At 72.7% G+C, this 25,291-nt stretch carries 25 protein-coding genes and 1 pseudogene; 14 read left to right on the plus strand and 12 right to left on the minus strand.

The window, feature by feature from the left end:
- The first annotated feature begins 78 nt into the window (after positions 1 to 78).
- The 4 genes from J7523_RS02640 (at position 79) to J7523_RS02655 (ending at position 3,419) form a co-directional block, all read left to right on the plus strand.
- Positions 79 to 876 (plus strand): VOC family protein, encoded by a 798-nt coding sequence (locus J7523_RS02640; RefSeq protein WP_291881871.1) that lies wholly within the window; start codon positions 79 to 81, stop codon positions 874 to 876.
- A gap of 98 nt (positions 877 to 974) precedes the next feature.
- Positions 975 to 1,718: a tRNA (guanosine(46)-N7)-methyltransferase TrmB gene (gene trmB, locus J7523_RS02645; RefSeq protein ID WP_291881874.1), complete on the plus strand. Its 744-nt coding sequence runs from the start codon at positions 975 to 977 to the stop codon at positions 1,716 to 1,718.
- Positions 1,715 to 2,521: a LysR family substrate-binding domain-containing protein gene (locus J7523_RS02650; RefSeq protein WP_291881877.1), complete on the plus strand. Its 807-nt coding sequence runs from the start codon at positions 1,715 to 1,717 to the stop codon at positions 2,519 to 2,521. Before trmB ends, J7523_RS02650 begins: the two co-directional genes overlap by 4 nt.
- 4 nt (positions 2,522 to 2,525) lie before the next feature.
- Positions 2,526 to 3,419 (plus strand): YhjD/YihY/BrkB family envelope integrity protein, encoded by an 894-nt coding sequence (locus J7523_RS02655; protein WP_291881880.1) that lies wholly within the window; start codon positions 2,526 to 2,528, stop codon positions 3,417 to 3,419.
- Between the two features lie 48 nt (positions 3,420 to 3,467).
- Here J7523_RS02655 and J7523_RS02660 read toward each other — a convergent pair whose 3' ends face one another.
- Complete coding sequence (locus J7523_RS02660; protein ID WP_291881883.1) at positions 3,468 to 3,863, minus strand: DUF5997 family protein; 396 nt, start codon at positions 3,861 to 3,863, stop codon at positions 3,468 to 3,470.
- Positions 3,864 to 3,928: 65 nt separating this feature from the next.
- A complete protein-coding gene (locus J7523_RS02665) occupies positions 3,929 to 6,400 on the minus strand; it encodes a glycogen/starch/alpha-glucan phosphorylase (protein ID WP_291881886.1) in 2,472 nt (823 codons plus the stop codon).
- Between the two features lie 176 nt (positions 6,401 to 6,576).
- On the opposite strand from J7523_RS02665, the gene J7523_RS02670 reads away from it, so the two are divergent.
- The 5 genes and pseudogenes from J7523_RS02670 (at position 6,577) to J7523_RS02690 (ending at position 9,955) form a co-directional block, all read left to right on the plus strand.
- Positions 6,577 to 7,290, plus strand: coding sequence for a hypothetical protein (locus J7523_RS02670; RefSeq protein ID WP_291881889.1), 714 nt, complete (start codon positions 6,577 to 6,579; stop codon positions 7,288 to 7,290).
- A complete protein-coding gene (locus tag J7523_RS02675) occupies positions 7,287 to 7,514 on the plus strand; it encodes a helix-turn-helix transcriptional regulator (protein WP_291881892.1) in 228 nt (75 codons plus the stop codon). Before J7523_RS02670 ends, J7523_RS02675 begins: the two co-directional genes overlap by 4 nt.
- A gap of 485 nt (positions 7,515 to 7,999) precedes the next feature.
- Positions 8,000 to 8,272 (plus strand): annotated as a pseudogene (locus tag J7523_RS02680) (RtcB family protein); the annotation flags it as partial.
- A 298-nt stretch (positions 8,273 to 8,570) separates the two neighbouring features.
- Entirely contained in the window at positions 8,571 to 9,068 is a 498-nt protein-coding gene (locus J7523_RS02685; protein WP_291881895.1) for a hypothetical protein, read from the plus strand.
- Between the two features lie 47 nt (positions 9,069 to 9,115).
- Positions 9,116 to 9,955, plus strand: coding sequence for an aldo/keto reductase (locus J7523_RS02690; RefSeq protein WP_291881898.1), 840 nt, complete (start codon positions 9,116 to 9,118; stop codon positions 9,953 to 9,955).
- Between the two features lie 5 nt (positions 9,956 to 9,960).
- Here the strand turns inward: J7523_RS02690 and J7523_RS02695 are convergent, their stop codons facing one another.
- Entirely contained in the window at positions 9,961 to 10,224 is a 264-nt protein-coding gene (locus tag J7523_RS02695) for a hypothetical protein (protein WP_291881901.1), read from the minus strand.
- A 2-nt stretch (positions 10,225 to 10,226) separates the two neighbouring features.
- Positions 10,227 to 11,189, minus strand: a complete 963-nt coding sequence (locus tag J7523_RS02700) for an SPFH domain-containing protein (protein WP_291881903.1) — start codon at positions 11,187 to 11,189, stop codon at positions 10,227 to 10,229.
- Between the two features lie 204 nt (positions 11,190 to 11,393).
- Between J7523_RS02700 and J7523_RS02705 the strand changes: the two genes are divergently transcribed.
- From J7523_RS02705 to J7523_RS02715, 3 genes are read left to right on the plus strand one after another with little or no spacing between them, the layout of a single operon-like run.
- Positions 11,394 to 12,260: a PQ-loop repeat-containing protein gene (locus J7523_RS02705; protein WP_291881906.1), complete on the plus strand. Its 867-nt coding sequence runs from the start codon at positions 11,394 to 11,396 to the stop codon at positions 12,258 to 12,260.
- A complete protein-coding gene (locus J7523_RS02710) occupies positions 12,232 to 12,576 on the plus strand; it encodes a GNAT family N-acetyltransferase (RefSeq protein ID WP_291882304.1) in 345 nt (114 codons plus the stop codon). Before J7523_RS02705 ends, J7523_RS02710 begins: the two co-directional genes overlap by 29 nt.
- Before the next feature lie 50 nt (positions 12,577 to 12,626).
- Positions 12,627 to 13,214, plus strand: a complete 588-nt coding sequence (locus J7523_RS02715; protein WP_291881909.1) for a DUF664 domain-containing protein — start codon at positions 12,627 to 12,629, stop codon at positions 13,212 to 13,214.
- Here J7523_RS02715 and J7523_RS02720 read toward each other — a convergent pair.
- From J7523_RS02720 to J7523_RS02750, 7 genes are all read right to left on the minus strand, one after another.
- Complete coding sequence (locus J7523_RS02720; protein ID WP_291881912.1) at positions 13,192 to 14,301, minus strand: WYL domain-containing protein; 1,110 nt, start codon at positions 14,299 to 14,301, stop codon at positions 13,192 to 13,194. The genes J7523_RS02715 and J7523_RS02720 overlap by 23 nt on opposite strands.
- Positions 14,302 to 14,351: 50 nt before the next feature.
- Entirely contained in the window at positions 14,352 to 16,358 is a 2,007-nt protein-coding gene (locus J7523_RS02725; RefSeq protein WP_291881914.1) for a beta-galactosidase, read from the minus strand.
- Positions 16,355 to 18,484, minus strand: a complete 2,130-nt coding sequence (locus J7523_RS02730; RefSeq protein WP_291881917.1) for a beta-galactosidase — start codon at positions 18,482 to 18,484, stop codon at positions 16,355 to 16,357. The genes J7523_RS02725 and J7523_RS02730 overlap by 4 nt, the downstream gene beginning before the upstream one ends.
- A 48-nt stretch (positions 18,485 to 18,532) precedes the next feature.
- Positions 18,533 to 19,465 carry a carbohydrate ABC transporter permease gene (locus J7523_RS02735; RefSeq protein WP_291881919.1) on the minus strand — a complete coding sequence of 311 codons (933 nt, stop codon included), beginning with the start codon at positions 19,463 to 19,465 and terminating at the stop codon, positions 18,533 to 18,535.
- Complete coding sequence (locus J7523_RS02740; protein WP_291881922.1) at positions 19,462 to 20,403, minus strand: sugar ABC transporter permease; 942 nt, start codon at positions 20,401 to 20,403, stop codon at positions 19,462 to 19,464. The genes J7523_RS02735 and J7523_RS02740 overlap by 4 nt, the downstream gene beginning before the upstream one ends.
- A gap of 65 nt (positions 20,404 to 20,468) precedes the next feature.
- The gene (locus J7523_RS02745) at positions 20,469 to 21,845 is read right to left on the minus strand and encodes a sugar ABC transporter substrate-binding protein (RefSeq protein ID WP_291881926.1); all 1,377 of its coding nucleotides are present in this window, start codon (positions 21,843 to 21,845) and stop codon (positions 20,469 to 20,471) included.
- A 42-nt stretch (positions 21,846 to 21,887) separates the two neighbouring features.
- A complete protein-coding gene (locus J7523_RS02750; RefSeq protein WP_291881928.1) occupies positions 21,888 to 22,925 on the minus strand; it encodes a LacI family DNA-binding transcriptional regulator in 1,038 nt (345 codons plus the stop codon).
- A gap of 232 nt (positions 22,926 to 23,157) precedes the next feature.
- Here J7523_RS02750 and J7523_RS02755 point away from each other — a divergent pair, with 232 nt between their 5' ends.
- Positions 23,158 to 23,934: an alpha/beta hydrolase gene (locus J7523_RS02755; protein WP_291881931.1), complete on the plus strand. Its 777-nt coding sequence runs from the start codon at positions 23,158 to 23,160 to the stop codon at positions 23,932 to 23,934.
- A gap of 324 nt (positions 23,935 to 24,258) precedes the next feature.
- Positions 24,259 to 24,471, plus strand: a complete 213-nt coding sequence (locus J7523_RS02760) for a hypothetical protein (protein ID WP_291881934.1) — start codon at positions 24,259 to 24,261, stop codon at positions 24,469 to 24,471.
- Positions 24,472 to 24,522: 51 nt separating this feature from the next.
- Here J7523_RS02760 and J7523_RS02765 read toward each other — a convergent pair whose 3' ends face one another.
- Complete coding sequence (locus J7523_RS02765) at positions 24,523 to 25,251, minus strand: hypothetical protein (protein ID WP_291881937.1); 729 nt, start codon at positions 25,249 to 25,251, stop codon at positions 24,523 to 24,525.
- Between the last annotated feature and the right edge of the window lie 40 nt (positions 25,252 to 25,291).

A 25,291-nucleotide genomic window follows, 5' to 3' on the forward strand; every position in this document is an offset into this window, starting at 1 on the left:
TGCACCGCCCCGGTGGCCGGGGTCGTCGGGATGGGTGTGTGATGGGGCCGTCCCCAGGTCACGGCAAGGAGGCCGCCCATGTCGACGCACGCCGCCGCCTTCCCGCCGGGCACGCCGGCGTGGGCGGACATCACGGTCCCGGACGTCCCGAAGGCGGAGGCGTTCTACGGCCCGCTGCTCGGCTGGGAGTTCGTGGTCGGCGGGCCCGAGACGGGCGGCTACGTGCAGGCGACGCTCGACGGTCGGCGGGTGGCGGGCATGGCCGAGCCGATGGGTGAGGACCCGGCGCCGCCGGCGGCGTGGTGCGTGTACCTGGCGACCGACGACGTCGCCGGCACGACGGCGGCCGTGACCGACGCGGGCGGTCAGGTGCTCGTGACGGGCATGGCGATCCTCGACATGGGCGTGATGGCGATCTACGTGGATCCGACGGGGGCCGTGTTCGGCGCGTGGCAGCCCGGCACGCACACCGGGTGGGACGCCGTCGACGAGCCCGGCTCGGTGGTGTGGTCGGAGGTCATGACGCACGACCAGCCCGCCGCGCTCGACTTCTACCGGCGCGTGTACGGGTGGGGCGTCGACGACATGTCGGCGCCGGGGTTCACGTACGCCACGGTGTCGGTGGACGGCCAGACGGTCGCGGGCGTCGGCGGCTACGGCAGCCAGGTCGGCCCGGACGCGCCCGCCGCGTGGACGTTGTACTTCGGGGTCGACGACACGGACGTGTCCGCGACCAGGGCGGCCGAGCTCGGCGGCACGGTGGTGAGCCCGCCGACCGACACCCCGTACGGCCGGATGGCCCTCGTGCAGGGCCCGTTCGGCGAGGTCTTCGCGCTGATGGGCCCGAACGCCGAGCAACCCGCGGCGCAGGGCTGACCGGTGGCCCGGGCGGTGGGCGGCGAGAGCGGCCGGGACCTCGTCCGGGCCGCGGGCCGACGACGGGACCGCGTCGGGACGTCCGTAGGCTGACCGTCGTGAGCCTGCCGTCCGACGCCTTCCGCCACGTGGCGTCGCGCCCGCACGAGCCGCTGCGCACGTTCCACCCGCGCCGGGCGGCCCTGGGCAGGGAGCGCCAGGACGCGCTGGAACGGCTGTGGCCGCGGTTCGGCTTCTCGGTGCACGACGACGACCACGGCCCGATGCCCCGGACGCCCGACGGGATGCTCGACGTGCGCGCCCTGTTCGGCCGGGACGCGCCGCTGGTGCTGGAGATCGGCTCGGGCATGGGCGAGACGACGGCCGCGATGGCCGCCGCCGACCCCGGCCGCGACTACCTGGCGATGGAGGCGCACCTGCCGGGGGTCGCGAACCTGCTCGGGCTCGTCGAGGAGCTGGGCCTGACGAACGTCCGCGTGGGGCACGGCGACGCGCTCGACCTGGTCCGCCGCGCGCTGCCCGAGGGGTCGCTGGACGCGGTGCACGTGTTCTTCCCCGACCCGTGGCCCAAGGCCCGGCACCACAAGCGCCGACTGGTGCAGCCCGCGCACGTCGCGCTGCTGCGGTCCCGGCTGCGTGTCGGCGGCACGCTGCACTGCGCGACCGACTGGGTGCACTACGCCGACCAGATGCTCGAGGTGCTGACCGCCGACCCGGGGCTCGTGAACACGGCCACGGGGTTCGTGCCACGGCCCCCGCACCGGCCGGTGACCAAGTTCGAGCAGCGCGGCCTGGACCTGGGCCACGAGGTGCGCGACGTCGTGGTGCGGAGGGTTCGATGACGCAGGACGCGACGACGGGCGCGACGACGGGCGGGCGGGAGTTCCGGGTGCTCATCGTGCCCGGGGTCAACCCGGACCGGTGGCTGCGGGTGTGGCAGGAGCGGCTGCCCGACGTGCCGGTCCGGCTGCTGCACGCCGACCCGTCCGACGCCGTCACCGCCCTGCGCGCAGGCGGCACCGACGTGGCCCTGGTCCGCCTCCCCGTCGACCGGGACGGCCTGCACGTCATCCCGCTCTACACCGAGGCGACCGTCGTGATGGTGCCCAAGGACCACGTGTTCTCGGTCGCCGAGGAGGTCACCCCCGACGACCTGGCCGACGAGACGGTGATCCGTCCGGACGACGACCTCGTGGGCTGGTCGGACGCGCCCGGCACCCCGTTCGCGGGCGGAGCCGTGCCGACCACCCCCGACGCGGTCGACCTGGTCGCGGCCGGCGTCGGCGTGCTGCTGCTCCCCCAGTCGGTGGCCCGACTGCACCAGCGCCGCGGACTGACGGCCCGCCCGGTGGTCGACGCCCCGGGGTCCCCGATCGGCCTGGCGTGGCTCGTCGACGCCGAGGACGACCTCACGCAGGAGTTCATCGGCATCGTGCGCGGCCGCACGGCCGGGTCGTCGAGGGGCCGGGGAGCACCGCCCGCCGAGCCGGCGCAACCGAAGGCCGAGGCGAGGAAGAAGCCGCCGTCGTCGCAGCGCGGCGGAGCGTCGAGAGGTCACGGTCCTTCGTCCGGCACCGCGAAGAAGACCCCGGGCCGAGCCGCGAGCGCCAGCCGCGGCGCACGCAAGCCGCGCCGGGGCCGCTGAGCGCATGTCCGACGCACGCGGCACGGATCCCGGGCTCACCGGGCGTGCGCGCGGCCTCGCCACGGACCAGCTGCGACGCCTCCAGGGCACCGGCGCGTGGCGGCTCTGGACCGCGTGCGCGACGGGGTTCGTGCGGATCGAGCCCTTCGACCGGGCCATGACCCTCGCCGCCCAGGCGTTCACGTCGATCGTGCCCGTGCTCATCGTGGCTGCCGCGTTCGGGCCGTCCCACCGGGGGCCGGGCGACGCGCTCGCCGACGCGGTCGGCCTCTCGCCCGAGGCCCGCGACGCCCTCGCCGGCAGCGTGCCGACGAGCGCGCAGGTCAGCAGCAGCATCGGCGTCGCCGGGATCCTCGTCGCGCTCATCACCGCGACCGCCTACTCGCGGGCGCTGGAGCGGATGTACGCGAAGATCTGGGAGGTCGAGCGACCCGGCCTGCGGACGGCGTGGCGGTGGCTCGCGACCATCGTCGCGGTCGTCGCAGCCGTCGCGCTGCTGCGGATCACCCGCGAGGCCACCGCCGGGGGGACGTGGTCCGGAGTCGCCGACGCGGCCGCCGAGATCCTGGTGTGGACCGCCGTGTGGACGTACGTCCCGTGGGTGCTGCTGCAACGCGAGGTGGCGGCCCGCGTGCTGCTGTGCGGCGGGCTGCTGTCCGCGGTCGCACTCGCCGTGATGAGCGCCGTCGGGGCGATCTACCTGCCGATCGCCCTCGAGACGGGCGCGCGGCAGTTCGGGGTGCTCGGGATGACGTTCGCGTACATCGGGTGGCTGTTCGCGCTGTCGTTCGCCGTCCTCGTCGCGTCGGTGGTGGGACGGGCGTGCGCGCTGGACGACGGGCGGCTCGGGCGCGTCGTGCGCGGGGAGCCGCTGTCCGACTGGCACGACGCGGGCTGACCCGCCTGCGGGCGGCCAGCCGCACCGCAGGACGTCGGGCCGGAGCCGTCAGGCCCGCTCGGCCTCCGCGCGACGGTCCGCCTCACGCGCCCGCAGGCGGCGCTCCTCGCGGCGGACCTCCTCCTGCGTGGCCCGCTCGCGCACGAGCCACTCGGGCGGGTCGGCCACGAGCGCGGCGATCTGCTCGGTGGTGAGCGGCTCGGTCACGCCGCCGCGCGCGAGCCCGCTGATCGACACGCGCAGCCGCCCGGCGACCACGTTGCGCGGGTGTGGGCCGTCGCGGTGCAGGTCCACGAGCCACTGCGGGGGGTTGCGCTGCAGCTCGGCGAGCTCCTCGCGCGTGATCGTCCCCTGCTGGAACTCCTCAGGGGTCGCCGGCAGGTACACGTCGAGCTTGGCGGCCGCCGTGGACGGCTTCATCTCCTGGGACTTCTTGGGGGTCACGGGACCAGGGTAACGAGCACGCCGCCCGTGGCCGGCCCCGCGACAGGGACCGGCCGCGGCGAGGCTCACGCGTTCGGGTCGACGGGCGGCGTGTGCCAGATCCGGTCGATGTAGTCGCGCATGCTGCGGTCCGACGAGAAGAACCCGGAGCGCGCCACGTTGAGGACGGCCGAACGGGTCCACGCGTCCGTGTCGGCGTACGCGGCGTCGACCCGTTCCTGCGCGTCGAGGTAGGACTGGAAGTCGGCGAGCACCAGGAACCGGTCCTCCTGCAGCAGGTTCGCGACGACGGGCTCGAACACCCGGCGGTCGCCGCCCGAGAACTTGCCGGACGCGATGAGGTCGAGCGCGTGCCGCAGCGTGCGGTTCGACTCGTAGTACGACGTCGGGTGGTAGCCGGCGTCGACGATCTCGGCGACCTCCGGCTCGGTGAGACCGAACAGGAAGAAGTTCTCGTCGCCGACGAGCTCGCGGATCTCGACGTTCGCGCCGTCGTCGGTGCCGATGGTGAGCGCGCCGTTGAGCGCGAACTTCATGTTGCCCGTGCCGGACGCCTCCTTGCCGGCGAGCGAGATCTGCTCGGACAGGTCGGCCGCCGGGATGAGCGTCTCGGCGAGCGTGACGTTGTAGTTCGCCGGGAACACGATGCTGAGGCGCCCCTTGACCGCCGGGTCCTCGTTGATGGTCCGGCCCACCGCGTTGATGAGCCCGATGATCTGCTTCGCCATCCGGTAGCCGGGGGCCGCCTTCGCACCGAACGCGAACGTGCGTGGCGTGACCTTCTCGACGTCGAGCGTGCCGGACGTGATCTGCTCGTACAGCGACACCACGTGCAGCAGCTTCAGCGTCTGCCGCTTGTACTCGTGCAGGCGCTTGACCATGACGTCGAGCATCGTGTCGGGGTCGAGCTCGATCCCGTCGCGCTCGCGCAGCACGCCGACGAGGCGGTGCTTGTTGTTCGTCTTGACCTCGCGGAACAGCCGCCGGAACTCGGCGTCGTCGGCGAGCGGCTCGAGCTCCTTGAGGCGCTCCAGGTCGGTGACCCACCCGTCGCCGATCGCGCCCGTGATGAGCCCCGACAGCCCCGGGTTGGCGAGCCGGACGAACCGGCGGGGCGTGATGCCGTTCGTGACGTTCGTGAACTTCTCCGGGAAGTAGTCGGAGAAGTCGCTGAGCACCTTGTCGCGCAGCAGCTGCGAGTGCAGAGCCGCGACGCCGTTGACCTTGGTGCCCGCGACCGTCGCGAGGTACGCCATCCGGACGGACCGCTCGGGGTGCTCGGCGATGATCGACATGCGCCGCACCCGCAGCTCGTCGTCCGGGTACCGCTCGCGCACGCCCTCGAGGAACTCCTCGTTGATCCGGTAGATGATCTCGAGGTGCCGGGGCAGCAGCCGGCCCATCAGCTCCGCGGACCACACCTCGAGCGCCTCGGGCAGCAGCGTGTGGCACGTGTAGGCGAACACCTGCTGGACGGTCGCCCACGCGTCGTCCCACGCCCAGCCGCGCTCGTCGACGAGGATCCGCATGAGCTCGGGGATCGCGATGACGGGGTGCGTGTCGTTCAGCTGGAAGATGATGCGCTTCGGCAGGTTGTGCAGGTCGAAGCCCTCGGGCAGCACCTGGTCGAGGAAGTTGCGCAGCGAGCACGCGACGAAGAAGTACTGCTGCTGCAGGCGCAGCTCCTTGCCCTGCGGGGTCGAGTCCTCGGGGTACAGGACCTTCGAGATGTTCTCCGCGAACGTCTGCGCCCGGACGGCCTCGGCGTAGTCGCCCGCGTTGAAGATCTCCAGGTCGAACGCGCGGGTCGCCTGCGCGCTCCACAGCCGCAACGTGTTCACGCGGCCGTTCTCGTAGCCCGGGACCATGTAGTTGTACGGGACGCCGAGCACGCTCCAGCCCGGCACCCACCGGGTCCGCTCGGTGCCCTCGTCGTCGTACGTCTCGGTGTGACCGCCGAAGTTCACCGTGACGGCGGCCTCCGGGTGCGGGAACTCCCACGGCGACCCGAGGGCCAGCCAGTTGTCGGGCTTCTCCACCTGCCAGCCGTCGACGAACGTCTGCCGGAAGATGCCGTACTCGTAGCGGATGCCGTACCCGATGCACGGCACGTTCATCGTCGCGAGCGAGTCCACGAAGCACGCCGCGAGCCGGCCGAGGCCGCCGTTGCCGAGACCCGGCTCCACCTCGGCGTCGCGCAGCGTCGCGAGGTCGATCCCGAGGTTGCCGAGCCCCTCCTCGACGACGTCCTGCAGGCCCGACGCGAGCAGCGCGTTGTCGAGCTGCCGTCCGAGCAGGAACTCCGCCGACAGGTAGGCCACCGACTTGGCCTGGAGCTCCTGCTGACGACGCAGCGTCTCGAGCCACCGGACCATGAGGTAGTGCCGGACCGTCCTCGCCAGGGCGAGGTACTGGTCGTTGACCGAGGCCCGGGACAGGTCGACGCCCTGCCCGAAGTTGAGCTCACGCAGGAACTCGCGTGTGAAGCCGTCGACCGTGCGCTCGCGGGTGGCGATGGGTTCCGTGTTCTGGGTCACCTTTCGCACGCTAGCCACGACCGGGGGTCGCATGCCAGGCGGGAGGACCACGAAGTACGTCACCACGTCGCCCGGGGCATCCGAGCACGTCGCGTTCGACGCTCAAGTCGAGCATCTCGACTGTCGATATGGCCGGCGGGAGCAGCACATCGATCGTCGATATGGAGGTCGGGCCGATGACCACGACGGGGAGCACTGGCACGACCGTGCGGCGGGACGTCGCGACGGCGACCGTCGTCGGGATCGTCGTGGTCGCCGCCTGGCTGGCCGTCGTGGTCGGCGTGGTCGCCGGGGTGCGTGGCGTGCTCGACGGCGCGGCCGCGGTGCCCGTCGCGATGGGCCCGTCCGCACCGGCATGGTCGGAGGTCGTCGTGCCCTGTGTCGAGGGCGACGGGTGCGAGCCGTCGGTCTCCGCCGACGTGTGGCCGTCGGGCGAGCCGCTGCCGGCACAGCCGTCCGGGCCGCTGAGGCTCTGGGTGCTCGACGCGGACCCCCTGACCGCCGCGCTCGCGGGGGTGCCCGACTGGCTCGGGCTCGTCACCGGCGGAGTCGTGACGCTGCTGCTCCTCCCGGTGCTCCGCGCGACGGCGGCGGGCCGCCCGTTCGCAGCCGGTGGTGCTCGGCGGCTCACGGTCGCGGCGGCCGTCGTCGCGGGTGCGTGGCTGCTGGCGCTCGCCCTGCCCGCGCTCGCGGGCCCGCGGGTCGTCGCGCTCAGCGAGCAGGCGCCCCTCAGCGACGGGGTCCGCACGTGGGACCTCCCGTCCGGGTGGCTCGTCCCGGACGTCCACGTGACCTGGTGGCCGCTCCTCGTCACGCTGCTGCTGGGGGCGCTCGCGGCGGCCGCCGCCCGCGGCGCGCGCCTGGCGGCCAACACCGAGGGGCTCGTGTGAGCGACGACGACACGCCCCACCGGGTCGTGTGCCGGCTCGGCGCGCTGCTCGACGACCGTGGCATGACCCTCGTGCAGCTCGCCGTCGCGACGGGCATCACGGTGGCGAACCTGTCCGTGCTGAAGAACGGGCGGGCGCGGGCGATCCGGTTCAGCACGCTCACGGCGGTGTGCGACGCGCTCGGGTGCACCCCGGGCGACCTGCTCGACCTGGAACCGGCGTGAGCTAGCCCTCGCGACGACCTCCGGACCAGGTCCAGCGCGTCCTGCGCGAGGAGCTCGCGGAACGCGGAGTGCCCGTCTACCACCTCGTCGAGGACATCGCGGGCTTCGTCCCGAACCGGACTGACGCCGACACGCGACGACGAGCCGGACGTCCTGGCGCAGCGACGCAGCGACGCATCGGGTCTACTGTTCGCGTCGTGCCAGAGCGCCCTGTCGACCGCGTCGCCCGGCATCGCGACGACACGCGGGTCGTCAAGGCGGGCGGCACGCGGTCCCGCGTCGCGACCACGCTGCTGGTCGGCGGGCGGCTGCTCCCGGTGGTGACCGTGGCGGCGGTGGCGTGGAGCCGCCTCACGCGCGACTCCTGGGCGGGAGCGCCGCTGGACGACGCGGGCTTCTCGACCGCATGGCAGCCGAACCTCGCGATGGCGCTCTGCGTCGTCCTAGGGTTCGCGTTGCCCTTCGTCGTCCTTCCGGTGGGCTCGTCGGCGCTCGCGACCGGCAAGGGCGACCGCCTGTCGCTGGAGTCCTCGCCGCACGGTGCCGGCCGGAACCATTCACGGTCCGCCGCCCGCCGGCTGTTCACGCACGAGCAGCTGCGGGAGGCGATGGCCGGGATCGAGTTCCGTGACACCGACGCGTTCATCGACGAGATCCCCGCGGCGTACAAGGACGTCGAGCGGGTCATGGCCGACGCCGCCGACCTCGTCGAGGTCCGCCACACGCTGCGGCAGATCCTCAACGTGAAGGGCGACTGACGCATCGGCCCCCACTCGTTCACCGGGTGGGGGCCGGACTCGCTCTGAACGGCGGTCCGAGAACGTCGGCCAACCGCCGATCGGCGCCCCACACCGCTCGTCGGTCGAGAACGAGCCCGAACGGTGGCGTGAAGCCATCGCGGTCCGGGAAAGAGCTAGTCCGCTGCCTCGTGGACTGCCACATCGGTGCGGACGCCGCCAAACGGAACGGGTCGCCTGTGGATAACCGTCAATGGCCGGCGCGGCCGACCTGTAGACAGCCTCCACTGCTTGAAGAGTTAAGAGTACGGGGGCAGGTATGGACGACGCCGAGGCGGCGTATATTGCTGGGTTCTTCGACGGCGAAGGATCCCTCGGGATATACAGCAACGGCACGACTGGGCGTTGCTTGCGAGCGCAGATCACGCAAGCCGAGTCCAAGGAAGCTCGGGAGACGCTTGAGCGCTGGCGCGCGCGATGGGGCGGTTCGCTCTGCACACTGAATCGGTCGCTGCGTCGCCACGCAATGATCTGGCAGGTAAGCGGCGACAACGCGGCCGACTTTCTTCGGGAGATCCGGCCATGGCTCCGACTCAAGGCGGATCAGGCTGACATCGCTATTGCGTGGCAGTCGGCCCGCCCAGCGACGCGCCGAGACGAGCGAGGTCGCATTCTCGGAAGGACCCCGGCCGAAAGGGCACGCGACGATCTGGCGGCCGCCACTCTCGTGGCCATGAAGCGGCCAGCGGCCGAGCCTGCCGACCTCGTCGAGGTCCGGCACACGCTGGGGCAGATCCTCAACGTAGAGGGCGACTGACGGCCGTCGGCGCGACATGTCGAGACCCCGCGCGATCTGATGGGTCCATGAGCACCGTCCCGAACATCGCCCTGAACAACGGCGTGCAGATCCCGCAGCTCGGCTACGGCGTCTTCCAGATCCCGCCCGAGCGGACCAAGGACGCGGTCCTCCAGGCGTTCGACGTCGGCTACCGCCACATCGACACCGCGCAGAGCTACCGCAACGAGGAGGGTGTCGGCGCGGCGCTGCGGGAGTCCGGGCTGGCCCGCGGCGACGTCTTCGTGACCAGCAAGCTGAACAACGGCGCGCACGCCCCCGCGGCCGCGCACGAGGCGTTCGACCGGACGCTGGAGCGGCTCGGCACCGAGTACGTCGACCTGTTCCTCATCCACTGGCCGCTCGCGATGCTGAGCGACTTCGTGGAGACCTGGCGGGCGCTCGAGGACATCTACGCGTCCGGACGGGCCAGGGCCATCGGGGTGTCGAACTTCCAGCGCGCCCACCTGCGCCGGCTGCTGGAGGAGACGGACGTCACCCCCGCCGTCAACCAGATCGAGGTGCACCCCTACCTCACGCAGGTCGGCCTGCGAGCGCTCGCGTTCGAGCACGGGATCGCCGTCGAGGCGTGGTCTCCCCTCGGCCAGGGAGCCGTGCTGGGCGACGAGACGATCGGGCGCATCGCACGGAGCCACGGCAGGACGCCGGCGCAGGTGATCCTGCGGTGGCACCTCCAGCACGGCCACGTCGTGTTCCCGAAGTCCTCGACACGGGCGCGCGTGGAGGAGAACTTCGACGTCTTCGACTTCGTGCTGAGCGACGAGGACCTCGTGGACATCGACCGCCTGAACCGGGACGAGCGCACGGGTCCGGACCCCGACACGTTCGACCGGATGCCCCCGGCCTGACGGGCTCAACCGCGCGGGCCCGGCCCCGGCTCGCGTGTGCTCCGTGGGCGGCCTGGTCCGCGGGTGGGTCCGGCCTCGGCCGGGAGGCGGCCGGCGTCCTTGAGCGCCCGGCGGAGCAGCATGTCGATCTGCGCGTTGACGCTGCGCAGGTCGTCGGCGGCCCACCGGGCGAGCGCGGCGTGCACGGCGGGGTCGAGGCGGAGCAGGACCGCGTGGCGCTCGGCGGCGGCTCGCCGACGCTCCGCCCCCGACCCGTCGGAGGTCGCCATCCTCAGGAGTACAGCGAGCCGGTGTTGACGATCGGGGTGGCCCGGCTCTCGCCGCACAGGACGACGAGCAGGTTGGACACCATCGCGGCCTTCCGCTCGTCGTCGAGCACGACGATGTCGTCCTGCTCGAGCCGCGCGAGGGCCTGCTCGACCATCCCGACGGCGCCGTCGACGATGCGCTCGCGGGCCGCGATGATCGCGCCGGCCTGCTGCCGCTGCAGCATGGCCTGCGCGATCTCGGGGGCGTAGGCGAGGTTCGAGATGCGCGCCTCGACGACCTCGACACCCGCGATGACGACGCGCGCCGCGACCTCGGTGGCGATCTCGGCGGACACGACATCGGTCGCGCCGCGGAGGCTGTTCTCGCCGTGCTCGGCGTGATCGTACGGGTGCGACATCGCGACGTGCCGCAGCGCGGACTCGGACTGGACGCGCACGAAGTCGGTGTAGTCCTCGACGGCGAACGTCGCGCGGGCGGTGTCGGCGACCTGCCAGACGACGATCGCGGCGATGTTCACCGGGTTGCCGTCCGCGTCGTTGACCTTGAGCTCGTTGGTCTCGAAGTTGCGGACCCGCACGGACACCTTGTGCCGCCGCGTGAGGGGCATCGCGACGACGAGGCCGGTGCGCCGGATCGTGCCGACGTAGCGGCCGAAGAGCTGCAGGACGCGGGTCTGCCCGGGGCTGACGACGGAGAGCGAGCCGAACGCGAGGATCGAGCCGAAGAACGCGAGGATCCCGGCGAGGACGAACAGCCCGTCGTCCTCGGTGTCCGCGAGGATGAACATCCGGATCATCACGACGAGCAGGACGAACGCGAGCAGCAGCACCGGGAGGGCCACGGCGGCGCCCGCGGACCGGGCCTCGCGCTCCTCGACCTCGACGCGCGTCCCGGCGTGACCGACGGGTGCGCCTGCCGGGATGCCACCGGTCGACTCCTGCGGCGGGACGTGCGTGTCGGTCATGGCAGCCTCCATCGGGATCCGAGCGATATCAAAGTGATATCACAATTGTGGCTGTGGTCGACGAGGGACGGAAGTCCCAGAACGACGACGCCCGGCCGGCCGACAGGGAGCACGGGACCGTCGCACGCCGTGACGGTCCCGCCCTGTCGCGTCGACCCCCGGAGCACCCGCCATGCGTCTCGGCCCACCCCCGTGGGTGCTCCCGTGACGGCCGTCCTCGGGCTCGTGTGCCTGCTGCTCTCGGCGTGCGGGACGGTGCCCCAGCTCGTGCGGGTGCGGACGACGGGTGACGTGGCCGGGCTGAGCGTCGCGGCGCTGCTCAGCTCGCTGGTCTCCGCCGTCGGGTGGGGCGTGTACGGGGTGCACCTCGGGGACGTGTGGGTCGTCGCGCAGTCGGTCGCCGCGTTCCTGCCGACGGCGGCGACCGTGCTGGTCGCGCTGTCCGCCGGTGCGTCGCGAGCGGGCATGCGGGTGCCTGCGGTGTGGGCGTCGGTGCTGGTCACCGCGTCCGGTGCTGCGTGGCGCCACGGGATCGGCGTCGTCACCGTGGTGCTCGGGTGCTCGGTGCTGTGGCTGGTCGCGCCGGCGGCGCTCACCGCGTGGCGGTCGGCCGACGTGTCCGGGATCGCCGGCGGCACGTGGGCACTCCTGGCGGTGAATGGCCTGGTCACGGGCGCGTACGGGGTCGTCGCGGACGTGCCGGCGAACCTGGTCTACGCGGTCGCGGCGCTCACCGGCGCGGCGGCGGTCCTGCTCCGGCTGCACCTCGCACGTCGTGCCACCGGCGCACCCGCGCTGTCGCCGCCGTGGACGCGGGCCGCCGACGCGCTCGTCCGGCCCCGCGGAGACACCACCGCCCACGGGCTACCGTGCTCGGGTGGCGACGAGCAGCGGCGGGCCGACGATCACGCTCCGGCCGTACCGGTCCCCCGACGACGCCCCGGCGACGTTCGCCGTCTTCCAGGCCGCGGTCCGGCAGACGGCCGCCGCACTGTACGACCCGGAGCAGATCGAGGCGTGGGCAGGCCCGGCCGACGCGGACCTGACCGGTTGGGACGTCCGCCGGCGTGAGGCGGCGACGGTCCTGGCGGAGTCGGACGGCGAGGTCGTGGGCTTCTCCGACCTTCGGCACGACGGCCTGGTCGACATGCTCTTCGTCCACCCCCGGGCCGGCGGCCGCGGAGTCGCACGGATGCTCGTCGAGGCCGTGCAGGCCGACGCCCGGTCCCGTGGGCTGACGATGCTGCGCACGTTCGCCAGCCGGAGCGCGAAGCCGGCGTTCGAGCGTCTGGGGTTCTCGGTCGTCGAGTACCGGCCCGACAACACGGCGCGGAACGGCGTCGTCGTCCCCAACTACGAGATGCGCTGCGTGCTGTCTCCGGAATGAGTTCAAGTACCGGACGCACATCGTCCGGAACCGTTCCTACCGTCGGTCGCATGACGACCTACGAGCAGTTCGGAACACCTCTCGCCGGGACCGACGTCGAGCACCTCGTCGGCTCCCTCGACCTCATGCGCGTCACGTTCCGCTGGAAGACGGACGACCTCGACGCCGCCGGCCTCGCCCAGACCGTCGGCGCCTCCAAGCTCACGCTCGGCGGCCTGCTGAAGCACCTCGCCGCCGTCGAGGACACCTACTTCTCGTGGCACCTCGCCGGGCAGCACCCCGGCCCGATCTGGCACCCCGAGCGCTGGGAGGAGAACCACTCCGAGCTCCTCGCGGCGGGCGACGACACCCCCGGCGACCTCTACGCGATCTGGGACGGCGCCGTGCACCGGTCGCGCACCCGGCTGCGGGACGCGCTCGCGGGCGGTGGGCTCGACCAGCTCGTGCACCGGGCCGACGACGCCGGGAACCACGTGAGCCTGCGGCGCCTGCTGTTCGACCTCGTCCAGGAGTACGCGCGGCACACCGGTCACGCGGACCTCATCCGGGAGGTCGTCGACGGGCGCGTCGGGGAGGACCCGCCCGACGGGTGGCGGCCCAGGGCCGGCGACCCGCTCACGTGGCTGTGGCGGGCGTGACGTCGTCGGGCCCGGCGCGGTGGACGCCCGCGGGGGTGGACGGGCCGGACGGTCCGCCGTCCCGCCCGGCGGTCGGGGGCGTCGAGGCGTTCGCGGCGCTGCTCGGGTCGGCGCTGTCCGTCGCGCCGGTCGCGCCGCTCGTCGCCGAGATCATCCGCCGGCCCAGCGACCGCACGGTGGCGAGCAGCTCGGGGCCGCCGATCACGCGGAAGGGCACCGGCAGAGCGGCGAGGCGCTCGGCGTACCAGTAAGGGTTGCTGGTGGTCGCGACCAGCCGGCACGACGAGCCGTCGACCGCCTCGAGCCGCCCGATGGTCCGCGGCACCCACGCCCGGGCCCGGTGCACGGGCGCGTCGATGACGACCTCGACCGAGAACTCCCACCCGACGGCCAGGTGCGCTTCGAGCTCGGCGACGGGGTCGAGGTCGTCGGGCGGCACGAACGTCGCGTCGAGCACCTCGACGTCGAGCACGCGGTCCACCCGGTAGGCGCGCCGGGCGTCGGCGTGGTGCGCGTGGCACAGCAGGTACCAACGGCCGTGCCGCACGACGACGGCCCACGGGTCGACGTCGGTGTGCCACGTGCGCCCGCTCTCCGACCGGTACTCCAGGCGCACGGACCGGTGGGCGGTGGACGCCTCGACCAGGGCCGTCGCGGTCGCCGGGTCCGGGCGGGCGGACCCGGTGTCCGGGGCCGGTGACACCCCCGACCGGACCGCCTCGGCCGAGGCGGCGACGCCCGACGGCAGCGACCGCAGGATCTTGCCGAGCGCGGTGCCGACGGGCGCGTCCGGGTCGGCGACGTCGTGGTGGCCGTCGAGCAGAGCCATGACCAGCGCGAGCGCCTCGTCGGCCGAGAACACCATCGGCGGCGGCCGCACCCCACGACCCACCCGGTACCCGCCGTACGGGCCGCGGGTCGCCACGATCGGGATGTCGGCCGCCCGGAGCGTCGCGACGTACCGGCGGGCCGCCCGCTCGGTCACGTCGAGCGCGTCGGCGAGCCGCTGCGCGGTGATCCCGGGCGACCGCTGGATGAGCTCGAGCGCGACGAGCGCCCGCGCCGTCGGGTTCTGCTCCTCGCCCACGACACCCCCTTGGGTAGCGGACGACTTTCGTCCGCTACTCGAGACGGTACTCAGTCCTCGCGGAGCACCACCACGCCCCGGGCCGGGACGCGGTCGCCCGACGAGTGCGACGCACCCCGGACGAGGTCCGTGCCGGACGCACGCAGCGGCAGGTCGGTGCCCGTGTGGTTGATCGCGAACAGCCACGAGCCGGTGTCCGACGAGCGCCGCACGACCTCCAGCCCGCCCGGCGACGGCACCACGGGCTCCACGCCCGCATCCGACAGCACCCGGTCGAGCAGCGCCGCGACGGATGGCCCGTCGAGCCGCGTCGACAGGTACCAGGCTCCCCCGCCGCCCTCGACGGACCGACGCGTCAGCCCCGGCCGGCCCGCGGACGGCCCGTCCGCGAACGTCGCCAGCACCTCGGCCCCGGTCGCGACGAGCCGCTCGCTCCACACCGTCCCGACCGACCCGTCGCTCAGCGACACGACGCCGTCGGCCGGCAGCGGCGCGAACTCCTCGACCCGTACGCCGAGCAGGTCGCGGAACGCCCCGGGGTACCCGCCGAGGATCACGCGGTCGGCCTGGTCGACGATCCCGGAGAAGTAGGTCACCAGAACCTGACCACCGCGCGACACGACCCCAGACAACCGGTCGGAGAGGTCGGACGGCGCGAGGTACAGGGTCGGCACGAGGACCACGTCGTACCCGTCGAGCGCCGCCGACGCGGGCAGCACGTCCACCGCGACGCCCGCGTCGAGCAGGGCGCCGTGCAGGTCGCGCGCGACGTCGAGGTACTGCACGTCGACGCTCGGGTGCGCCTCGAGGTCGCTCGCCCACCACGCGGCCGTGTCCCACAGCAGCGCGACGCGCGACCGCGGGACCACGGACCCGCGCACCTCGGCGAGCCGTCCGAGCACCGCACCGAGCTCCGTCACGGACCGGAACACGTCGGAGTCGCGCCCGGCGTGCGGCACCATCCCCGAGTGGTACTTCTCGGCGCCCGCCCGGGACTGCCGCCACTGGAAGAAGAGCACGCCGTCGGACCCGCGGGCGACGTGCTGCAGCGAGTTGCGCAGCATCTGCCCGGGCTCCTTCGCGAGGTTGCGCGGCTGCCAGTTCACGGCGCTCGTCGAGTGCTCCATGAGGAGCCACGGCCTTCCGCCAGACAGCCCCCGGACCCGGTCGGCGCTGAACGCGAGCTCGGCCCAGCCGCGCGGGTTCTCGGCCCACAGGTAGTGGTCGTTGGACACGATGTCGACGAGCGGCGTGGTCGCCTGGTAGTCGATCTGGTGGAAGTCGCCCATGACCATGTAGTTCGTGGTGACGGGCAGGTGCGGCGTGACCTCGCGCAGCACCGCCGCCTCGGCCTCGAGGTGCGCGACGAACGCGTCGGACGAGAACCGCTCGAAGTCGAGCCGCTGCCCGGGGTTCGGGATGGTCGTGGTGCGGCGCGGCGGCAGGATCTGCTCGAACGACGTGTACCGCTGGCCCCAGAACGCGGTGCCCCACGCGAGGTTGAGCGCGTCGACGTCGGCGTACTGCTTGCCGAGCCAGTCGCGGAACGCCGCCGCCGACACGTCGCAGTAGCAGCGCCCGTTGTGGCACGCGAGCTCGTTGGAGACGTGCCACATCTTCACGGCCGGGTGGTGCCCGTACCGCTCGGCGAGCACGCGGGCGATGCGCGTGGCGTGGTGACGGATGACGGGCGACGACACGCACCACGACTCGCGGCTGCCGTGCGTGAACCGCAGGCCGTCGGCGTCGACTGGCAGCATCTCGGGGTGCTGCAGGTGCAGCCAGACGGGCGGCGCCGCGCTCGGGGTCGCCAGGTCGACGCCGATGCCGGCGCCGTGCAGCAGGTCGAGGATCTCGTCGAGCCAGTCGAACTCGAACCGCCCCTCCTCCGGCTCGAGCTGCCCCCACGAGAAGATGCCGAGGCTGACCAGGTTCACGCCTGCTTCCTGCATCAGCGAGACGTCCTCGGCCCACACCTCCCGCGGCCACTGCTCGGGGTTGTAGTCGGCGCCGAACGCGATGCCGTCGGTGGGCCAGCGGCCCGTCCAGCGGCTCACCGGGTCACCGCCACGAGCACGTCCCACGAGCCGAGCGTGAGAGTGTCACCCGCCGAGACCGGGCCTCCGGGGGCGTCGGCGGGCGGCGGGTCCGCAGGACGGTCGCCGCGCGGGGCGACGAGGACGGACAGGTCGACAGGTACGGTCACGGCGGCGGCCTCCCAGGACCAGTTGTGCAGGACGTGGACGCGGGACCCGTCGGGCCGCGTCGAGGTGTGGACGGTGACGCTCGGCGGCAGGTCCTCCCAGCCGGCGAGCGGCACCGGGACGAGCCACGACGCGAGCGACCGCGCCAGGTCGAGACCCGGGACGGTCCCCACGACGGTGACACGACCCGAGCCGTGCGCGCGCGTCGTGGCCGCCGCCCACGCCCCGAGGTGCGGGTGGTCGAACGTGGCGAGCACGTCCGCGCCGTCGGGCACGAGGCACTCGGCCCAGGCCGTCGCCTCCCCGGTGAGCGCACCGGTCACCGGCACGGGGTCGACGAGGTTGGCGAACTCGTCGTAGGAGGCACCCGCAGCGGTCGCGAGCCGAGCGGGCTGCACCGACGCACGTGCCCGCCCCTCGTGGTCCGCGTACGCGGTGCGCGGCCCGACGACGAGGTGGCCGCCGGCATCGGCGTACCGCAGCAGCCACGTGAGGTCGCCGTCGGACGCCGGGTAGTACCCGGCCGCGACGAGCACGGGATGCTTCTCGACGACCGCCGCCGGGTCGGCGGCGAACAGGTGCTGCGGCCGCACGACCCGCACCTGCAGGCCGGCGTCGAAGACCCCGCGGTAGAACGCGCCGACGATCCGCGGGTAGCTGTTGACGTCGCCCGTCCCGTCGGGCCGCTGCAGCGGCGGCTGGCCCGCGAGCGCGAACCGCGCGTCCGTCGACGACAGGATCGCGACGTCGGCGTCCGGCTCAGCGTCGGCCAACGCGCCGCCGGCCCGACCGAGCTCCGCCCCGAGCAGCGACAGCTCCCGGTAGGCCCGCCCCGGCACGCCGCTGTGCGGCAGGACGCCGCCCCAGTACGTCTCGGCGCCGTAGTGCAGCGTGTGCCAGTGCCAGTACTCGATCATCCGGGCGCCGCGCGCGACGAGCGCCCACGCGGCCTGCCGCCACTGCCCCGGGTACGCGGGGAAGTTCGTCGACGGGCCGCCGATGGACTGCGCGTCCGTCTCGGTGACGAGGAACGGTTCGCCGCGCGACGAGAACATGATGTCGCCGACCTGGAACAGCGCCCACGTGCCGTACGCGGTCCAGTACTGGGCCGGGGTCTGCGACGACGGGTGAGCCAGCGCGTCCTGCATCCCGTAGTACGCGTTCCCGCTGGTCACGTCGAGGACGCTCGCGAGGTCGGCGTCGTCGAGCGCGGGCCGCTCGTACGCGATGCACGTGGTGACGAACTGCTCGTCCCGCGCCAACGCCCGCACCGCCTCGGCCTGCCAGGCGATCATCTCGGTCGTCAGGGACGCCTGGAACCGCCGCCACGCGAGGTCGTACTGCGGCTGGGCGTTCCCGTCGGGCGTCCACAGGTCGGCCCACGTGGACAGCCGGTGCGACCAGTAGACGAGCCCCCACTCGCGGTTGAGCGTCTCGACGTCGCCGTACTTCTGCCGCAGGTGGTCGACGAACCGCTCGAACACCCCGCGGTTGTGCAGCAGGTGCAGGCCGGGCTCGTTGTCGACCTGGAACCCGACGACGGCCGGGTGGTCCCGGTACCGCTCGACGATGCGCCGCAGGATCCGCTCGGCGTGGAACCGGAACGCGGGGTGCGTGAAGTCGGCCTCCTGCCGGGCACCCCACCCCATCGGCTCGCCGGTGCGCAGCTCGCCGGCGACCTCCGGGTACCGGCGGGCCAACCACATCGGCACCGCGTACGTCGGCGTGCCGAGCACCACCTCGATGCCCCGGGCGTGCGCGCCGTCGAGCACGGGCTCGAGCCAGTCGAGGTCGAACCGCCCCTCCTCGGGCTCCCATGTCGACCACACCGACTCGCCGACGCGGATCACCGTGAACCCGGCCGCCGCCATCAGGTCGAGATCCCGCTCGAGCGTCTCCGGCTTGGGGTCGTCGCCCGGTCCCGCGTACTCGTAGTAGTACGCGGCGCCGAAGCGCACACCGTCGTGCTGCACAGCCATGTCTCTCTCTTCCCCGTGGTGCTTTCCGTCAGTCCGCGATCCGGGCGCTCAGCCCTTGACCGCGCCGCTCGCGAGCCCCGACTGCCAGTACCGCTGCAGGTACAGGAAGGCCAGGACGAGCGGGATGATCGAGATGAACGCGCCGGTGATGATCGTCGAGAACAGCGCCCGCGACCCCGAGCCGCCGGCCGCGAGCGCCTGCCACTGCGCGAGCCCGACCGTGAGCGGGTACAGGTCCGGCGAGTTGAGCATGATGAGGGGCAGGAAGTAGTTGTTCCACGTCGACACCAGCGCGAACAGCAGCACCGTGACCATGCCCGGTGCGAGCAGCCGCAGCCCGATGGTGAAGAAGATCCGCAGCTCCCCGGCGCCGTCCACGCGGGCCGCCTCGATGAGGGTGTCGTCGACCGCGTCGGCCGCGTAGACCCGCATGAGGTAGACGCCGAACGGACTGACGAGCGACGGCAGGATGACCGCCCACGGGGTGTTCGTCAGGCCCGCGTTCGCGAACAGCAGGTACGTCGGGATGGTGAGGGCCGTCATGGGGATCATCACTGCGCCGAGGATCCCGCTGAAGATGAGATTGCCCCCGCGGAACCGGTACTTCGCGAACGCGTACCCCGCCATGGTCGCGAGGAACGCGGCGCCGACCGCGCTCACGACCGCGTAGACGAGCGAGTTGCGCAGCCACAGCAGGTACACGCCGTCCTGCGTCGTGAACACGTCCTGGATGTTGGCCCACAGCGAGTTCGTGCCCGAGAACCACAGGCCGAAGCTCGTGAACAGGTCGGCGTTCGACTTCGTCGAGGCCACGACCAGCCACCACAGCGGCAGCAGGAAGTAGAGCAGCGCGACGAACATCGCGACGGTGAGGAGCTTGCTGCGCCGCGGCTGGTCGGACGAGTGCGCCCGGCGGGGCTGCCCGGTCTCGGGGGGCGTCCCGGTGACGACGGGCTCGACGGTGGCGGGGATCGTCGTCATCGCGCTGCACGCTCCTTGCGCTGGGCGGACAGCTGCACCGTGTACGACACGACCATGATGACGATGCCGAGGATGAAGGCGATCGCTGCCGCGTAGTTGCTGTCCCTGTTGATGAACGCGAGGTTGTACGCGTAGAGGTTCGGCGTGTAGTCGATGCCGATCACGTTGGGCGCGATGTTGCGCAGGATGCTGGGCTCGTTGAACAGCTGGAACGAGCCGATCACCGAGAAGATGACGGTCAGCAGGATGGCCGGCCGGATCGCGGGGATCTTGATGCTCCACGCGGTGCGGACCGTCCCCGCACCGTCCACGGCGGCGGCGTCGAACAGCTCGCGCGGCACGGACCGCAGGGCCGCGTACAGGATGATCATGTTGTAGCCGATGAACTCCCAGCTCACGATGTTCATCAGCGAGAACAGCATCCAGTCGGCCGACAGGAACTGCGGCGCGGGCGCTCCCAGCTTCTCGGCGAGCTGCGCGAACGGACCGAAGTCCCCGCCGTACAGGTACCCCCACATGAGGGCCGCGATGACGCTCGGCACGGCGTACGGGATGAAGATGCCGAGCCGGATGAACCGCTGCAGGTACAGCACGCCCGCGTCGAGCAGCAGTGCGAACACCAGCGACAGGCCGAGCATCACGGGCACCTGGATGACCAGGAACACCGCCATGCGGGCCACGCCCGACAGGAACGACGGGTCGGTGAGCGCCCGCGTGTAATTCTCGAGGCCGACGAACGTGTTGCCGCCGACGAGCTGCTCACGGAACAGGCTGAGGTAGCCGGAGTACACGATCGGGACGACGAGGAACAGCAGGAACACGACGACGAACGGGGCGATGAGCACCCACGCGGCGGTGTTCTCGCGACGGCGGAGCCGCGACGGGCCGCGGCGCAGGGCCGTGGGCTTCTCGGGCAGGCGGAGGTCGGCTGTGGTCATGGTGGGTCTCCTCAGGCCGGGTGCGCCGCCCCGCGGGTGTGGGCGCGGGGCGGCGCGGACCGGCGCTACTTGACGGTGAAGCCCTGCTGCTTCGCGTAGCTGACGAGGTCGTCCTGCCACGCCTTGAGCGCGCCGACGACGTCACCCTTGTCGGCGATCGCCTTGCCGACCGTCTCCTGGCCCGCCGAGTAGGCGTAGTCCATGAACGGCAGCCACCCGAAGTCCTCGGGGACGGTCGTCGAGATCTCGGCGAAGAGCTTGTTGACCTCCTGGCCGCCGTAGAACTCGGACTTCTGGTCGGTGAACTCGGGGCTCTCGAGCGTGTCGTTCGTCGTCGGGAAGAGGAACTGCTCGTTCGCCATCATCAGAGTCGACGCGGCGTCGTGGTTGAGCCACAGGGCGAACTGCGCGGCGGCGATCGGGTTCTTGGTGCTCTTCAGCACCGCGTCCGACGACCCGCCCCAGTTGGCGGACACGGGGTCACCGCCCGACTCCCACTGCGGCACCTGCGCGGCCCGCCACAGGCCCGACGTGTTCTCCGCAGTCCCCTGCAGGAACACGGGCCCCCACGCCGCGGTCGGTGCCCAGCTCGCGTACTTGCCGTTCGCGAGGCCCTGGTACCAGGTGTCGGTGAAGTCGGGGTCGACCGAGACGAGGTCCTTCTGGATGAGGTCCTGCCAGTACTGCGCGAGCTGCTGGGCCTTGTCGGAGTTGACGTCGATCGTGACCGTCTTGTCACCGTCCCAGCCGAACGGGCGGGCGCCGATCTGCCACATCATCCCCGCGAACTGGCCCATGTCGTTGCCGGGCAGGTTCGTGATGTACGTGTTCGGGTCGGCCGTGTGGATCGTCTGGGCCGCCGTCGCGAAGTCGTCCCACGTCGCGGGGACCTCGACACCGGCCTTCTGGAACAGGTCGTCGCGGTAGAGGATCCCCATCGGGCCGGAGTCCTGCGGGATGCTCCAGATCTTCGACCCGTCCGTCGACAGCACCTGCTTCCACACCCACGGGACGTAGTCGTCCTTGGTGTCGGCCGGGATGTACGGGGTGAGGTCCAGCAGGTTGTCGCCGAGGGCGAACGACTGCACGTGCTGGAACTCGATCTGCGTGACGTCGGGAGCGCCCTTGCCGGACTGCAGCGCGCTGCGCATCTTCTTGTAGTGGTCGGCGCCCTGGCCGACGTTGACGACCTCGACCTTGATCTTCGGGTACGCCTTCTCGAACAGGTCGACCTCCTTCTGGATGTCGGGCACCCAGGTCCAGAAGGTCAGCGTGGTCGGCGTCTGCATCGCCTTGTCGATGTCGGCCTGGCTGACGGCGGCCGTCGTGGCCTCACCGCCACCCCCGCCGCTGCTGCACGCCGTGAGCGCGAGCGCGGCGACGGCGATGCCTGCCGTGAGTCCCGTGGCCTTGCGACGCCACGTCGTCGTCTTCCTGGACATGCTCCACTCCTTCGTGTTGCGCATGGGTGCTGCGGAGAGCCGCTACCGGGTGGCTGCCGGTGGGGCTGTCGTCTCCCGGACCACGAGCTCGACCGGGACGTCCTCGCGGCGGTCCTGCCGCCGGGGGTTCTCGATGGCGTCGACGAGCATCCCGACGCCGAAGGTGGCCAGGTTGCCGAGGTCCTGCCGGATGGTGGTCAGCGCGCGGGGCAGGTACGCAGCCTCGGGGACGTCGTCGAAGCCGACGACGCTCACGTCGCCCGGGACGTCACGCCCCGCCTCGGTCATCGCGCGCAGCACGCCGATGGCCATCTGGTCGTTCGCGACGAACACGGCCGTGACGTCGGGGTCGGCCGCCAGGTGCACGCCCGCCTCGTACCCGGAGCGCGCGGACCAGTCGCCGAAGCGGACGGGCGGCACCTCGACCCCGGCGGCGCGCAGCGCGCGCTCCCAGCCGTCGAGTCGCAGCCCGCTCGAGCGCCAGCCCTGGGGGCCGGCGACGTGGTGGACGGTGCGGTGCCCGAGGCCGAGCAGGTGCTCGGTGGCCTGCTGACCGCCGCCCGCCTGGTCGGCGTCCGCGACGACCTCGTTGGTCGACACGCCGTACGACCCGGACAGGCTGAGCAGCGGCAGGTCACCGACGCCGCCCGGCGCCAGGGTGAAGATCCCGACGGGCTCGTTGACGACGATGCCGTCGACGCCCTGGTCCAGCAGGTCGCGGAGCGCCGCGGTGATGGTCTCGGGCTCGCCCTCGAGCGTGTTGACCACGGACATCGTGTAGCCCGCGCTCCGGATGGCGTGCTCGGCGCCGACCATGAGGGACGAGGGGCCGTAGTCGGTCGACCCGACGGACAGGACGCCGATGGTCCGGCTGCGCCCGAGGACGAGGTTCCGGGCCGCACGGTTGGGGCGGTAGCCGAGCGTCTTGATGGCCGCGTGCACCCGGTCGCGCACCTCGGCGCTCACGTGCGGGTCGCCGTTGATGACGCGGGAGACGGTCTTCTGCGAGACGCCGGCGGAGCGCGCGACGTCCATCGCGACGACCGGGCGGTGCTTGCTGGTGACGGTCTCGTCGGCCACGGGGTGATGTCCCTTCTCGGCGCCCTTGTCGGATGACTACGTAGTCAAGGCGCCGCGTGACTACGTAGTCAAGTGATCCAGGTCACGAAATGGTGACGGTTTCGATATCTCCGGCCGCGGGAGCGCGACCACCTGACCGCGTCCCCACCGCCCCGTGTCGGAGGTGGTCGTTAGGCTCCCGCGCGGCCCGGGTCGCCGTCCGGGGCCACCACGCACGAGGTGAGGACCGACCATGTACAGCGTCACCCGCGGCGACGGCCCGGCCGTGCTGCTCGTCCACGGCTTCGGCCTGGACCACCGCTTCATGACCCCGCTCGACGACACGATCGCGGCCTCCGGCCGGCGCCGCGTGTACGTCGACCTGCCCGGCATGGGCCGCAGCGCCGACGTCCCCGCGACGAGCTCGGACGACGTGCTCGACGCCCTGACCAGCCTTGTCGCGAGCGAGCTCGGCGGCGAGCCGTTCGCGGTCGTGGGCTCGTCCTACGGCGGGCTCCTGGCACGTGGCCTCGCGGCGCGGCTCGGCGACCAGGTCACCGGGCTCGCACTCCTGTGCCCGGTCGTCGAGGCGGACGTCCGCGACGCTCCACGCCCGCACGTCGCCGTCGAGGACCCCGCGCTGCTCGCGACGCTCGACCCGCGCGAGGCCGCCGAGTACGCGTTCATGGCCGTCGTGCAGTCGCCGCAGACCTGGGCGCTGTTCCGCGACCACGTCCTGCCCGGCATGCGCGCGGCCGACGCGTCGACGCTCGCCGCCGTCCGGTCCGCGTACGCCCTGACCGACCACCCCGAGGCGGACGGCCGGACGTTCGCCGGCCCGACGCTCGTCCTCACCGGCCGCCACGACCACGTCGTCGGGTACCGGGACGCGTTCGGGCTGCTCGAGCACTACCCCCGGGCCACGTTCGCCGTCCTCGACGACGCCGGCCACAACGCGATCCTCGAGCAGCCCCGCGTCGTCGAGGCGCTGCTCACCGAGTGGCTGCGCCGCCTGCCCGGCCCCGCCTGAGCGCGCGCCGGGCCGTCGCCGGAAACACCCCTCTCGGGGGACTTCCGCCCGGAACCGGACAGCGGCACCATAGGCACGCCCGATCGCGAAGCAAGGCCCCGGCCGCCTCGCGCCGGGCCATTGGGGCTGCGGGCAGGGCGGCACCAGCAGCACCGCGACACCGATGCCCACCCGACGCCGAGCCGTGCACGCCGGCCCGACGCCATCGCCCCTCGGCCCGTCGACCACGGGCCCGCACACCGCGACACCTCGACTGGTCCGGCACCGGACCGGCGCCACGCGACACCGAGCCCGGCCCGGCGACACCGGGGAGGAGCGACAGGCATGAGCGAACCCCGCGCGGGCGGCTACCGCGAGCCCCTGGCCGGCGAGTCGCTCGACGAGTACGAGGCCGCCCTCGCCGCGGCCGAGGACGAGGTGGTCGCGGCGATCTGGCGCGCCACCCTCCGCGGCGCCCTGGGCGACACGACGGCGACGCCCCCGGCGACCGAGCCGACCGACCTCCCTGACACCGCGGCAGCGGACGACGGCACCTGACGCCCGACCGGCGCGCCGGCGCGCGCCTCGTACGGACCGGTCCCGTTCCGGTCAGACGCCCTGGACCTTCGCGACCGCCGCGCCGGCGACCTGCGTGAGGACCGACGCGTCGGTCACGCCGAGCGTGAGCAGGGTGATCTGCTCGTCGCCGGCGGCGATCAGCACGGCGTCGATCTCCGCCTCGAAGTCCTCGGACGTGCCGGTGAGCGCGAACGCGACGCTGCCGTCACCGAGCGACGGCACGGGGAGCGTGACGAGCTCGAACGCCGTGACGACGCCGTCCGCGTCGGTCTCCGTGAACGTCGGGCATGCCGCGATCGCCGTCGCCATGGCCGCGATGTCCGCGGCGCTGGTGCCGGGGACGGTCTCGACCTGCTCGGCGACCAGCTGCGTGGTGTCGCCGTTCGTCAGGTGCACCTTGGCGGTCGCCGTGGGGGTGACGTCGTCGGCCTCGATCGCGTCGAGGACCGGCTGGCAGGCGGCGGGTTCGACGGTCGACGGGCCGGTCGACTCCTCCTCGGCGAACAGGTCGAACCCGGTGGCCTCGACGACCCAGTCCGCCGCGACGTCCGTCGGGTGCAGCAGGGCGGCCTCGACCTGGGCCTGGGTCAGCGAGAGGTGCTCGGTCGTCGCGGTGGGCGTCGAGGTGGCGCTCGGCGTGGTCGTCGTCGTCCGGGTCGCGGTGGGCTCGGCGGCGGCGCCGCTGCCTCCCGCGCAGGCCGTGGTCGTCCCGAGCAGGACGAGCGAGAGGGCGGCGAGGGCCAGGGGGCGCGAACGCATGGTGGTGCCTATCTGTGAGCGGGCGCAGCGCCCGGACGGT

It is taken from the genome of Cellulomonas sp. (genome assembly GCF_017744555.1).
In the GTDB taxonomy this organism is placed as follows: domain Bacteria; phylum Actinomycetota; class Actinomycetes; order Actinomycetales; family Cellulomonadaceae; genus Cellulomonas.